Below are 12894 nucleotides of genomic sequence, written 5' to 3'. Positions count from 1 at the left end.
GAGGTGCCGAGTGTTGGGGCAAGAGCCCTTTTGGTTACTTTTGGGGCTCTTTTCCAAAAGTGACCCGCTGTAAGAGCGGAACCAATATCCGCCGTTACCGAAGAAACGGATATGTACCCGCCCAGAAATTGCCCCCCACCCAATCCAAAATGAAGCTTTCATGACAAAAGTTCGGTAGTCCCCAGCCACTCCCGTCTCCTCTGTGTAACGCGCTTGAGCCCACCAGAACGTTGGGCTTTTCAGCCGCAAGCAGGATGCCAGGAGTGGGGCGATGGGAACTATGGAACGTTACTCGAAAGTCGGCATGCAGGAGCTCGACCAGCGCCTGTCAAAGATCGTCGAAGCGGCGCGCAAGAAGCCGGTGTCGGTCTATCGCTACGGCGCACCCTGGGTCTGGATCGTCTCCCAGGAAGACTGGCAAGGCGCGCGCAAGGAAGTCTCCAGCTACATCCCGGCAGGCCACTCCTTGGTGCTGCTGCGCCCACAGATCGACGAAGTGCTCGACCAGCATCGCGACTGGCTCACCGCCGAACCCGCGATGTCGATCGCCCCGCACACCGTGCTGCAGATCCTGTTGCTGCAACTGCTGTACTCGGTGCCCAGCGAACAGCAACTGCACGAACAGCTGAACTACAACCTGCTGTTCCGCTGGTTCGTCGGCCTGGACCTCAACCAAAAGGTCTGGAGCATTCACCAACTCACTCGCGACATCGCCACGCTGCTCAACAACCCGCGTGCGGTGCAACTCATCCAGAAAATCATCGGTGACGTGTTTTGTGGCGCCTTGCTGCACATGCCGGAGTTCTCGTTGAACTTCGCCCTGTTGCACACCTGGCTGGCACGCCACGGCAATACCTCGATCACCAGCAATTGAGCAGGCCGCACGCCGGGCGTCCGGCGATGGCGCACAAAATCAGACAGTCAGGGGGCGGTGTGGAGCATCTGTTCAAATTAACGTTGGCGCTGTGTTGCGTGACGCTGGGGAGCCTGGCGCAACCGCTGTTGGCCGAGGAGGAAGAGGGCGCGCGCAAGGTCGACGTCAACGAGTACTTCGTGCGCGGCAATACGGTGCTGGATGCGGCGACGATCGAGGAGGCAGTGTATCCGTTCCTGGGGCCGCAGAAGACCTTGGGCGATATCGAAGGCGCGCGCGATGCGTTGCAGAAGATCTACCAGTCGCGTGGCTACCAGTCGGTGTTTGTCGAGTTGCCGGAGCAGAAGGTCGATGACGGTATCGTCTACCTGCAGGTCAGCGAGACCAAGGTCGGCCGGGTGCGCGTGGTCGGTGCCAAGCACTATTCGCCAGTGGAAATCCGCGAGCAGGTGCCGGCCCTGGAGGAAGGCGCGGTGCCCGACTTTGCCACGGTGCAAACCCAGTTGGCCGGCCTCAATCGCGGCGCTGGACGCCAGGTCACGCCGTTGGTACGCGAGGGGCAACGCCCCGGCACCATGGACGTGGATTTGCAGGTGGAAGACCAGAACCCCTGGCACGCCAGTATCGGCCTGAACAACGACTACAGCGCCGACACCGAAAAACTGCGCTCGGTGGCGACCCTGGGGTACGACAACCTCTGGCAACTGGGCCACAGCATTTCCCTGACCTACTTCACCGCGCCCCAGGACACCGAGAACGCCAAGGTCTGGTCGGGCTCCTACAGCGCACCGCTCAACGAGCGCTGGACCTTGCAGTTTTCCGGTTACCAGTCCGACAGCAACATCGCCACCATCGGCGGCAGCAACGTGCTGGGCAAAGGGCACTCCTACGGTGTGTCGGCCATCTACAACCTGCCGGCGGCGGGCAACTGGGCCAACTCGTTCTCGTTTGGCGTGGACTTCAAGGACTTCGACGAACAGATGAAGTTCGGCTCCAGCAGCGACCAGGTGCCGCTCAAATACGCACCGTTCACCTTGGGCTACAACGGCTTTCGCTATACCGAACAATCGCAGTTGGGCCTGGGCTTGAACCTGGTAGTGGGCACTCGCGCCTTCTTCGGCTACGGCAGCGATGCCGAAGAGTTCGAATACAAACGCTACAAGGCCAGCGCCAGTTTTGCCGTGCTCAAGGGCGACCTGAATTACACCTACACCTTCGCCAACGACTGGCAGTCGGCAACCAAGGGCGGCTTCCAGCTGGCGTCGGGGCCGCTGGTGTCCAACGAGCAATATTCCGCCGGCGGTGCTACGTCGGTGCGCGGTTATCTGGCGGCGGAGCGTACCGGGGATGAGGGGTACTTGCTCTCCCAGGAACTGCGCACGCCGTCCCTGGCCAAGTTCCTCGGCAGTTATGTGCAGGAGTGGCGCTTCTACGCGTTCGCCGAAGGTGCGCGCATGCGCCTGCACGACCCGCTGCCCGAGCAAGAAGACGAATACAGCCTGGCCAGTGTCGGCCTGGGCACCCGCGCCAGTTTGAGCAAATGGTTGTCCGGCAGCCTGGATTGGGGCTACCCGCTGCTCGATGGACCGAACACCCAGAAACAGGACTCGCGACTGCACTTCAGTGTGCAGGCGACTTTCTGACTTTTTCTTCCGGAGACTTCACCCATGCAACGCCTATTCCTGAGCCTGTTGATCTGCCTGGGCTTCACGCTCCCGGCCACCGCCCATGCCTGGTGGCAGGACGACTGGCACTACCGCAAGCAGATTTCGGTGGACACCACCGCCCAAGGCGCCGCGATCAACCAGGCCCTGGGCCGCACCGCGCTGCTGGTGCGCCTGCACACCGGCAACTTCACCTTTGACGGGGTCAAGGATGACGGCGCCGACCTGCGCTTTGTGAGCGCCGATGACAAAACCGTGTTCAACCACCAGATCGAGAGCTTCGACCCGTTGATGGGCATGGCACTGATCTGGGTCGATGTGCCCAAGGTGGAAGGCGGCCAGCGCCAGGACCTGTGGATGTACTACGGCAACCAGAAGGCCCCGGCCACCGCCAACGGCCAACTGACGTTCGACCCGAACTACACCGCGCTCTACCATTTTGACGGGGCCAACGGCACACCGACCCGCGACACCACGGCCTACGCCAACACCACGTTGAACGCCACCGGTGCGAGCATCGACGGTGTGATCGGCCGTGCCTTGCAGCTCAGTGGTCAACCCCTGATGTTGCCGGCCAGCCCTTCGCTGCAACACGCTGCGGGTGGCGCGTTTACCTTCAGCGCCTGGCTGCGCCTGGACCAGGCCAGCGGTGAGCAAGTCGTTCTCGCCCGACGTGATGGCCCCCATAGCCTGCTGCTGGGGTTGAACCAAGGCATGCCGTTCGTGGACATCGACGGCCAGCGCGCCGTGTCGAGCCAACCGCTGAACCCCGGCCAATGGCAGCACCTGGCGTTCACCGCCGAGGGTGACAAGGTCTCGCTGTATGTGAATGGCCGTGAAACCGCCATCCTGGCTGTTGCCTTGCCCGCGTTCAACTCCCAACTAGCCATTGGTGCCGATCTGCCGGAAGCGGGCAGCACGCACCTGCCATTCGCCGGAGCCATCGATGAGCTGCGCTTGTCCAAGGTGGCGCGTCCGGCGGCACTGTTGCTGGCCGATGCCAACGCCCAGGGCGCGGAGTCGAAACTGGTGGCCTATGGCGTGGATGAAGAGCAGTCCGGCTTTGGTTTCGGCAGCCTGGGCTTCTTGCTCAACGCGGTGCCGGTGGATGCCTGGGTAATCATCCTGGTGCTGGTGGCGATGATGTTCCAGTCGTGGGTCATCATGCTGCGCAAGAACCGTCAGGTGAGCCGCGTGAGCAGCGCCAACGAAGTGTTCCGCGAGCATTTTGCACAGATCGGCACGCGCCTGGAGATGTACGCCGACGACGCCCAATTGGGTGAGCGCCTGGCCCATTCTTCGCTGTGGCGCCTGTACCTGGTGGCGGTCAAGGAGATCCGCACCCGGCGTGCCCAGGGCGCTGACACCTCGTCGGTCTCGGCCGCCACCATCGAAGCCATCCGCTGCTCGATGGACGGCGTGCGCACCCGCGAAAACCAGGCGCTCAGCTCCAAACTCTCGACCCTGTCCAATGCCATCGCCGGCGGCCCTTATATCGGCCTGCTCGGCACGGTGCTGGGGATCATGGTGGTGTTCCTCGGCACGGCGATGGCCGGTGACGTGAACATCAACGCGATTGCTCCCGGTATGGCGGCGGCGTTGCTGGCCACGGCCATGGGCCTGTTTGTCGCGATCCCGGCGTTGTTTGGCTACAACCGCTTGATCACGCGCAACAAGGAAGTCAGCGCGGACATGCGTGTGTTTGTCGACGAGTTCATCACCCGCCTGGCGGAGATGCACGGCGAGAGCCAGCACAGTGAAGCGGCGCACCGTCGTGACCATCACGCGCCGGTTCTGGCCTGAGGAGAATCGCGATGGCTTCTGTAAATACCTCCCACGACGATGACGATGACGCTGCCGTCGACAGCATCAACATCACGCCCCTGGTGGACGTGCTGATGGTGGTGCTGGTGATGTTTATCCTCACCGCCACCGCCCAAGTCTCGGGCATCCAGATTCACTTGCCCAAGGCCAGCGCCTCGGTGTCGTTGTCGGAGGCCAAGACCAAGGCCATCTCCGTGAACGACGGCGGCCAGGTGTTCCTCGACGCCTACCCGGTGACCCTTGGTGAGCTGGAAGAACGCCTGCGCATCGAGAAAGCGCTGAACCCGGACTTCCCGGTGATCGTGCGTGGCGATGCGATGGTGCAGTACCAAAAGGTGATCGAAGTGCTCGACCTGCTGCGTCGGCTGGAACTGTCCCAGGTCGGGTTGGTTACCGGCAAACCGAGCCAGGGTTGAGACATGACCGCACAGATCCCGATCGCGCCCTTGCCCGTTAAGAAGAAGCAGCCGTTGCGCCCGTTGAAGTGGGGCGTGGGCCTGTTGCTGGGCGCCGTGGCCGCCTGGTGCTTGTGGCAATGGGCCAATGACATGAGCGGCGTGCGCCGCGAAGCGCCGAAGGTGCCGACGATTATCCCGTTGCCGCCGCCACCGCCACCACCGCCGGAAAAGCCCAAGGAACCTGAGCCCCAGGTCGAAGAAAAAATCCCGGAACCGGTGCCAAGCCCCGAACCCGAGGAGGTCAAGCCGGCCGAGGAAGCGCCGCCTTCGCCTAACGAAGACCTGGCCAACCCGATGCAGATCGACGGCGACGCCCAGTCCGGCAACGACGGTTTCAACATCGGTGCCGGCAAGGGCGGCGGCATGGCCGGCAGTGGCGGCGGAGGGTTGGGGACGGGCACTTACAAGCAGTACCTGGCCGGCACCTATCAGCGGCTGATGCGCGAAGACCCTGAGCTGCGCAAGAAGGCGTTCTCGATACAGATAGACCTGTGGTTGGGCGCCGATGGCCAAGTCACCAAAGCCTTGGTGGCCAAGTCCAGCGGGGATGCCGAGACCGACGCGCAGATGCTCGCCTTGATCCAGGCACTGCGTGCCACACAGAAACCGCCGGCGTCGCTGACGCTGCCCATGCGCCTGTCCCTGAAAGGTCGGCGCCCGGATTGATCAAACCCTTTTACAACGGTTTTTTACAGGAGTTGCGTACACATGATTTCCCCCGTGAATCGACTGACCCTGGCGGTCGGCATGGTCATCGCGACCCTGGTCGGCCATGCGGCTGCAGCCCCGGTCGCACCCTCGGAAAACGTCACCATCAACCTGATCCGCCTGTTGGTGCAACAAGGCGTGCTGACCCAGGACACCGCCAATGGCCTGATCGCCCAGGCCGAAAAAGAGGCCCAGCAGGCCCGCCAGGCCAATGCCGCGCCGGTGGTGGCTGCCGGCCCGGCCGCAGCGCCGGGTGACGTGCGTGTGCAATACGTGCCGCAGGCGGTCAAGGATCAGATCCGCGACCAGGTCAAGGCCGAGGTCATGGCCACCGCCAAGCAGGAAAACTGGGCCCAGCCCAACACCTTCCCGGACTGGGTCTCGCGCATCAGCTTTGATGGTGATATCCGCCTGCGGGACGAGTCGCGTTACTTCTCGGGCAACAACAGCAACGAGATCGTCGACTACGCCAAGCTCAATGAAAGCGGCCCGTACGACACCAACAAAGACACCAACACCAAGCTGCCGCCGCTGCTCAACACCACCAAGGACCGCGAAAACCTGTTCCGCCTGCGCGCGCGCCTGGGCATGAAAGCCGTGCTGTCACCCGACTGGACGGCCGGCATCCGTGTGGGCACCGGCTCTGACAACAACCCGGTGTCCACCACCCAGACCCTGGGCGGCGGCTTTGGCAAGAAAGACATCTGGCTCGACCAGGGTTACCTGAGCTGGAAGGCCACGCCGGACGTGACCCTCACGGCCGGGCGCTTCGCCAACCCGTTCTATTCCACCGACATGATGTATTCGGGCGACCTGAACTTCGACGGTATCGCCGCCAATTTCAACCATACGCTCAATAGCCAGTGGGGCCTGTTCGGCACCTTGGGTGCTTTCCCGGTGGAGTACACCTCCGACTCGGCCAGCAGCAACGGTTTCGACAAGGAAGACAGCGACACCAAGTGGCTGTTTGGTGGGCAGATCGGCGCCAACTGGAAGATCAACCGCGAAAACAGCCTGAAGGGCGCACTGGCCTACTACCACTTTGACGATATCGAAGGTAAACGCTCCGGCGCTTGCCAGCCGTGGTCCGGCCAGCCGGCGTGTGACAGTGACGGCTCGCGCCTGGCCTTCATGCAAAAGGGCAACAGCGTGTTCCTGCTGCGCGACATTACTCCGAATCCAGCCACCCCAGGCCTGACCCCGCAACCGCAGTTCGTCGGCCTGGCATCCAAGTTCGATGTGCTCGACCTGAACCTGGCCTGGGATGCCGAGCTGCCCAGCGATTTCAAGCTGCGCACCCAGGGCAACTTCATCCACAACCTGGCCTACGACAAGGGCGAGATGCTCAAGCGCAGCGAAGGCCAGATCGTCAACAACATCAACAGCAAGGGCCAGTTTGAAAGTGGCGGCAATGCGCTGATGGTCTCGTTCACCCTCGGCAGCGCGCTGGAAATGCGCAAACGCGGCGATTGGAACGTGTTGGCCGGCTACAAATACATCCAGCCTGACGCACTGCCTGACGGCTTCAACGATTCGTCGTTCCACCTGGGCGGCACCAACGCCAAGGGGTATTTCATTGGCGCCAACTACGGCATCGAAAAGAACATCTACGCCAGTGCGCGTTGGTTGAGCGCGTCCGAAGTGTATGGCGCGCCGTTCGAAGTCGATGTGATGCAACTGGAACTCAACACGCGCTTTTGATGCGCACGGAGATGCCACATGAACACGCGAATCTGCGGGCTGTTGCTGCTGCTGGTCACCACCGGCGCGTCGGCTGAAGGTATGGAGGAACGCCTGCGTACGCAACTGCGCAGCACCACCCAGCAATTGCAGGCCCTGCAAAGTGAACAGGCCCAGGCCAGCGCCGCGCGGATTGCCGCCGAAAACCAGGCCAAGCAGGCCCAGGCTCAAATCAAGCAATTGACCGCCGAACTCGCCCAGGCGCGTGGCGTGGCCGAGCAAATGGCCGGCCAGCAACAGAGCCTGCACAGCCAGGCGCAAGCCCAGGTGGCAGCCAGCAACGAGCAGATCGGCAAGTTCAAGAAGGCCTATGACGAACTGCTGGTGTTGGCCAAGGGCAAAGAGGCCGAGCGGGCGCGCTTGCAGGCACAACTGAGCGAACGTGACACACAAGTGCAGCAATGTTCAGTCAAGAATCAACAGATGTACGGCGTGGCCCAGCAGTTGCTCGCGGCCTACGAAAAAATCGACGTGGCCGAGGTGATGAGTATTCGCCAGCCCTTCGCCAGCAGCGCGCGGGTCAAGTTCGAGGAACTGGCCCAGGGCTTTGGCGACGATTTGTACAAGAGCCGTTTCGATGCGCCCCAGGCAACCGCCAATCATTGATCGACAGGGAAGAAATCACCATGAACGAATTGATCTCCAGCGTCACCACCCAGAGCCTCACCGAACTGCTGCAGGAAGCCGGCTACCGGGTCAACCAGACCGAACAGAACGGCGTCGTGCAATTGCTCAGCGCCAGCCAGGGCATCGGTTTTGCGGTGCGCTTCGGCAACCCGGCGGCGGAGCAGGGCAGCTATGTGGATTTCACCTACAGCTGTGCGCTGCGCATCCAGGGTGAATTGCCTGAAGGTCTGGCGCAGGTGTGGAACGCGTCGCGACGCTTTGCACGGTTGTCGGTGCAGGGCGAGTTTTTGTTGATGGAAATGGACGTGGTGGTGGCGGGCGTCGGCGCCACGCACCTGCGCAGTCAGCTGGAGTTGTGGGATCGCCTGTTACAGGAATTTATCGTTTACCTGCGTGAATACAGCCAGCAGGCCGCGCAGTTGCAGGCGGAAGCCGAGGCGCCGGTATTGTGAAGAAACCAACCTTGATGGTCGGCGCGGGTGCGTTGGCCTTGCTGGTGGTGGCGGTGGGCTTGAGCCTGCGGCCGGGCAGTGACCCGGTGGCGGCACAGCAACCGGCGCCGGTGATCAATCCTGTATCGGCCGGGCCGGCGGTGGCCCGCCTGGGCAATCAGCAGATCGACCTGACGGAACTGAAAACCGTGCTGGCCAGCCTGCCTGCCGAGTCCCGTGAGCAGTTGCGCGGTAACCGTGGCGCGTTGGAAACCTGGATTCGTTCACGCCTGGCGCAAAAGGCGGTGCTCGAACAGGCCGACGCCCAGGGCTGGCGCCAGCGCCCGGACGTGGAACAGCAGACCCGCGCCGCCGCCGAGCAGATTGTGTTCCGCGACTACATGCTGTCAGTCAGCCAGGTGCCGGCCGATTACCCCAGCGCGGCGGAGTTGCAGCAGGCCTACGACAGTGGCAAGGCGCAATGGGTGACGCCGCCATTGTACCGGGTGAGCCAGATTTTCCTGGCAACCCAGGACCCGCAAACCGTCGACAGCGTACGCCGCCAGGCCCAGGAACTGAGCCGTCGTGCCCAGGCTGCGCCGGGTGATTTCGCCGCCCTGGCCACGCAGTTTTCCCAGGACACCGACTCCGCCGCGCGCGGCGGCGACTCGGGCATGCAACCCTTGCAGCAACTCGTGCCAGAAGTGCGCAGTGCGGTGTCGCGCCTCAAGGTCGGCGCCGTGTCGGACGTGGTGCAGAGCGCGGCGGGGTTTCATGTGCTCAAGCTCACCGGCCAGCAACCGGCACGTACCGCGACCCTCGACGAACTGCGCGAGCGCCTGACCCAGGCCCTGCGTGCCCAGCGCCAGGAGCAGATCGCCAAGGCGTACCTCGAAGGCATGCTCAACACCGCAACCCTGAGTATCGACGGCGCCGAGTTGAACAAGGTGCTGGAGTAACCCGCGTCAACCCGCATTGGATGCACAGACCGACAAGACAGGGAGTCTCCCATGGCATTGCTAGAACCGTCCGCCCCCCAGGGGCCGTCCGCTTATCGCGCCCCCACCGAGGCACGCAGTAGCTGGCTGGCCCTGGCCCATGAGATCGACCCGGAAGTGGCGCGCTACTTTCTGGTGAGCGCGCGCTGCGGCTGCTTCATGCAGGCGGCGCGCAGCTTGAATATCAAGGCGACGCTGTTGCGCAAGCGCCTGGCACAGCTGGAAGAACATTTACGGCATTCGCTGTTCACCTACCAGGGTAATGGCCTGGTGCTCAGTCGCGATGGCCAGCAGTTGCAGGCCCAATTGATTGCCCTGGCCCAAGAACGGCGTTTGCCGGTCACGGAGCAGCCGTTGATTCGGCTGGCGGTGGCCGAACCGATCCTGCACGACATCCTTGGCCGTGACCTGATCGCGTTGCTGCGCCGCAATGCCAGCGTGCGCCTGGAGATCATCTCCATCGACAGCCAGTTGTCGCTGCAAACGGTGGATGTGGATGTGGTGCTGTGGTTGTCGGACACCGATGGCCCCGTGCCTGGCCCGAGCTTTGCCACCGAGCCGCCACAGGCCCTGGCGCGCTTGCATTACTTGCCGCATATCGCCAAGCGTTATTCGCGGTTGACCACACGCCCGGACAGTGTCGAAGACCTCGACGACTACATGCTGGTGCAATGGCAGCCGGATGCTCAAGTGGGGGCGTTGCAGGCGTGGAACCAGGTGGTGCAGCAGCGCCTGGCGGCGGTGGTGCAGGTGCATGCATATTCGTTGATGCTGGAGATGATTCGCTGTGGGGCGTGCATTGGGTTGCTGCCGCATTACATGAGCAGTTTTGACCGGGGCCTGGTGGCGTTGCCGGGGTTGTTGGCCGAGAGCATGCAGCGCCAGGTGTGGCTGGCGGTGAATGCGCAGGTGGGGAATCGGGAAGCGGTGCGGATGATTGTGGAGTTGATCATTGGCACCTTTGAAGGCCGTCGTGAGTGGTTTGACTGACGGTATACCTGTCCGTTACCCCAGTAACGGACAGGGACTCAACCCAAACAGCACGTACATCCAATTTTCCCTAGCCCAACCCCCGCAAACTCCCTCATCGCTGAAACATCAAGGCAGAGGGACACCCCATGGACCCAGTAACAAAACCAGGCCCCGACGAAGTCGTCACCCTGGTGGTCAAACACCTGATCAAACCCGGCCGGGAAGCCGACTACGAAGCCTGGCTACGCCGCATCGTACGTATCGCCGGCGCACGCCCAGGCCACCTCGGTGTCGACGTGGTGCGCGGCAAGCAAGGCAACCTGGCGCTGTTCACCTGCGTATTGCGCTACCGCTCCACTGACGACCTGGAAACCTGGCTCGACTCCCCCGAGCGCAAAACCCTGATCGCCGAAGCCACCCCCATGCTCGCTGACGGCGACAACACCGAAATCGGTGCGGTCAACGAATTCTGGTTCAACCCCGTAACCGAGAGCGCCGCCAAGCCGCCACGCTGGAAACAAGCGGTGGTGACCTTGTTTGTGATCCTGCCGCTGACCCTGCTGGTGCCAATCATCTGGGGCCCGGTGTTGCGTCTGCACCCATTCCTCTCCAACTACGTGGTCGCCACCTTCCTGGTCACCCTGACCATCGTCCTGCTGGTGGTCTACCTGCTGATGCCGGCGGCTACCCGACTGTTCGCTCCCTGGCTTGAAGCCTCTGTAAAGGAAACCCTATGAACGCCGATCTGATTTTGTTCAATGGCCAGTTCCACACCGTGGACCGTGAGAACCCCCGCGCCACGGCCGTCGCCATCCACCAGGGGCACTTTGTCGCTGTGGGCACCGACGGTGAAGCCATGGCCCTGCGTGGCAGTGCTACCCAGGTTATCGACCTCAAGGGCCGCACCGTCATCCCCGGCCTCAACGACTCGCACCTGCACCTGATCCGTGGCGGGTTGAACTACAACCTCGAATTGCGTTGGGAGGGTGTGCCGTCACTGGCCGATGCCTTGCGCATGCTCAAGGACCAGGCCGACCGCACACCGACGCCGCAATGGGTCCGCGTGGTCGGCGGCTGGAACGAATTCCAGTTCGCCGAAAAGCGCATGCCGACCCTGGAAGAACTCAACCAGGCGGCGCCGGACACCCCTGTGTTCGTGCTGCACCTGTACGACCGTGCCTTGCTCAACCGCGCCGCGCTGCGTGTGGCCGGCTACACCAAGGACACGCCGAACCCGCCGGGCGGCGAGATCGTGCGTGACAGCAACGGCAACCCCACCGGCATGCTGGTAGCGCGACCCAACGCGATGATCTTGTATTCGACCCTGGCCAAGGGCCCGAAACTGCCGCTGGAATACCAGGTCAACTCGACCCGCCAGTTCATGCGTGAACTCAATCGCCTGGGCCTCACCAGCGCCATCGATGCCGGCGGTGGTTTCCAGAACTACCCCGATGACTACGCGGTGATCGAGCAATTGGCCAAGGACGAACAGTTGACGGTGCGCATCGCCTACAACCTGTTCACCCAGAAGCCCAAGGAAGAACTCAGCGATTTCAAGAACTGGACTGGCAGCGTCACCCTGCACCAGGGCGATGACTACCTGCGCCACAACGGCGCCGGCGAGATGCTGGTGTTTTCGGCGGCCGACTTCGAAGACTTCCTTGAGCCGCGCCCGGACCTGCCGTTGACCATGGAGCAGGAGTTGGAACCGGTGGTACGCCACCTGGTGGAGCAGCGCTGGCCGTTCCGTTTGCACGCGACCTATGACGAGTCCATCTCGCGCATGCTCGACGTGTTCGAGAAGGTCAACCGCGACATTCCGTTCAATGGCCTGCCGTGGTTCTTCGACCACGCTGAAACCATCACGCCGAAAAACATCGAACGGGTGCGGGCGCTCGGTGGTGGTATCGCGATCCAGGACCGCATGGCGTTCCAGGGCGAGTACTTCGTTGAGCGTTACGGCGCCAAGGCGGCCGAAGCCACGCCACCGATCAAGCGCATGCTCGCCGAAGGCGTGCCGGTCGGGGCGGGCACTGACGCGACGCGGGTGTCGAGCTACAACCCGTGGACCTCGCTGTACTGGATGGTCAGTGGTCGCACTGTTGGCGGTTTGGAGCTGCATGCCGAAGGCCTGCCACGTCTCACCGCGCTGGAACTGTTCACCCATGGCAGCGCCTGGTTCTCGTCCGAGCAGGGCAAGAAGGGCCAGATCAAGGTCGGCCAACTGGCGGACGTGGCCGCGCTGTCGGCGGACTTCTTCAGTGTCGATGAAGAAGCCATCAAATGGATCGAATCGGTGCTCACCGTGGTCGGCGGCAAGGTGGTCTACGGCGCCGGTGACTTCGAAGATTTCGCACCGCCCCGCGTGCCGGTGCTGCCGGACTGGTCGCCGGTGGTCAAGGTGCCGGGTCACTGGCGCCCAAGCTCGCCGTTGCAGGCTCAGGTTCACCAATGCAGCGGCCCGTGCGGCGTGCATTCCCACAGCCATGAAAAGGCGCGGCTTTCCAGCGTGCCGGTCAGCGACTTCCAGGGGTTCTGGGGTGCGTTTGGCTGTTCGTGCTTTGCTTTCTGATTTCCCATCCCCCGTAAGGAGTTGAA

12 protein-coding genes are annotated in these 12894 nt (G+C 62.8%); all 12 read left to right on the top strand.

Annotated features, from left to right (window positions below; translation table 11 throughout):
- Nucleotides 1-280: 280 nt before the first annotated feature.
- The 12 genes from HX793_RS32060 to HX793_RS21710 all read left to right on the top strand — a co-directional run bounded on the left by HX793_RS32060 (nucleotide 281) and on the right by HX793_RS21710 (nucleotide 12868).
- The gene (locus HX793_RS32060) at nucleotides 281-874 is read left to right on the top strand and encodes a transposase (protein ID WP_177052425.1); all 594 of its coding nucleotides are present in this window, start codon (nucleotides 281-283) and stop codon (nucleotides 872-874) included.
- A gap of 59 nt (nucleotides 875-933) precedes the next feature.
- Nucleotides 934-2517, top strand: coding sequence for a ShlB/FhaC/HecB family hemolysin secretion/activation protein (locus tag HX793_RS21760; RefSeq protein ID WP_177004127.1), 1584 nt, complete (start codon nucleotides 934-936; stop codon nucleotides 2515-2517).
- Between the two features lie 24 nt (nucleotides 2518-2541).
- The gene (locus HX793_RS21755; protein ID WP_177095947.1) at nucleotides 2542-4341 is read left to right on the top strand and encodes a DUF2341 domain-containing protein; all 1800 of its coding nucleotides are present in this window, start codon (nucleotides 2542-2544) and stop codon (nucleotides 4339-4341) included.
- Between the two features lie 11 nt (nucleotides 4342-4352).
- The gene (locus HX793_RS21750) at nucleotides 4353-4778 is read left to right on the top strand and encodes an ExbD/TolR family protein (protein WP_016980095.1); all 426 of its coding nucleotides are present in this window, start codon (nucleotides 4353-4355) and stop codon (nucleotides 4776-4778) included.
- Between the two features lie 3 nt (nucleotides 4779-4781).
- Nucleotides 4782-5486 (top strand): energy transducer TonB family protein, encoded by a 705-nt coding sequence (locus HX793_RS21745; RefSeq protein ID WP_177052401.1) that lies wholly within the window; start codon nucleotides 4782-4784, stop codon nucleotides 5484-5486.
- Between the two features lie 42 nt (nucleotides 5487-5528).
- Nucleotides 5529-7229 (top strand): putative porin, encoded by a 1701-nt coding sequence (locus HX793_RS21740; RefSeq protein ID WP_177052402.1) that lies wholly within the window; start codon nucleotides 5529-5531, stop codon nucleotides 7227-7229.
- A gap of 18 nt (nucleotides 7230-7247) precedes the next feature.
- Nucleotides 7248-7874 (top strand): DNA repair protein, encoded by a 627-nt coding sequence (locus HX793_RS21735; protein WP_177052403.1) that lies wholly within the window; start codon nucleotides 7248-7250, stop codon nucleotides 7872-7874.
- Nucleotides 7875-7894: 20 nt separating this feature from the next.
- On the top strand, nucleotides 7895-8347 hold the full coding sequence (locus tag HX793_RS21730; protein ID WP_026000052.1) for a YbjN domain-containing protein: 453 nt from the start codon (nucleotides 7895-7897) through the stop codon (nucleotides 8345-8347).
- Complete coding sequence (locus tag HX793_RS21725) at nucleotides 8344-9285, top strand: peptidylprolyl isomerase (RefSeq protein ID WP_177060146.1); 942 nt, start codon at nucleotides 8344-8346, stop codon at nucleotides 9283-9285. Before HX793_RS21730 ends, HX793_RS21725 begins: the two co-directional genes overlap by 4 nt.
- Before the next feature lie 51 nt (nucleotides 9286-9336).
- Complete coding sequence (locus HX793_RS21720) at nucleotides 9337-10314, top strand: LysR family transcriptional regulator (RefSeq protein WP_016980090.1); 978 nt, start codon at nucleotides 9337-9339, stop codon at nucleotides 10312-10314.
- Nucleotides 10315-10442: 128 nt separating this feature from the next.
- Nucleotides 10443-11033, top strand: a complete 591-nt coding sequence (locus HX793_RS21715) for an antibiotic biosynthesis monooxygenase (protein WP_177052405.1) — start codon at nucleotides 10443-10445, stop codon at nucleotides 11031-11033.
- Nucleotides 11030-12868 carry an amidohydrolase gene (locus HX793_RS21710; protein ID WP_177052406.1) on the top strand — a complete coding sequence of 613 codons (1839 nt, stop codon included), beginning with the start codon at nucleotides 11030-11032 and terminating at the stop codon, nucleotides 12866-12868. Before HX793_RS21715 ends, HX793_RS21710 begins: the two co-directional genes overlap by 4 nt.
- Nucleotides 12869-12894 lie beyond the last annotated feature (26 nt).

It is taken from the genome of Pseudomonas reactans, from assembly GCF_013387025.1.
Taxonomy (GTDB): domain Bacteria; phylum Pseudomonadota; class Gammaproteobacteria; order Pseudomonadales; family Pseudomonadaceae; genus Aquipseudomonas; species Aquipseudomonas reactans.
The sequence above is the reverse complement of the archived record's forward strand: the minus strand, read 5'-3'. Positions and strand labels throughout refer to the sequence as shown.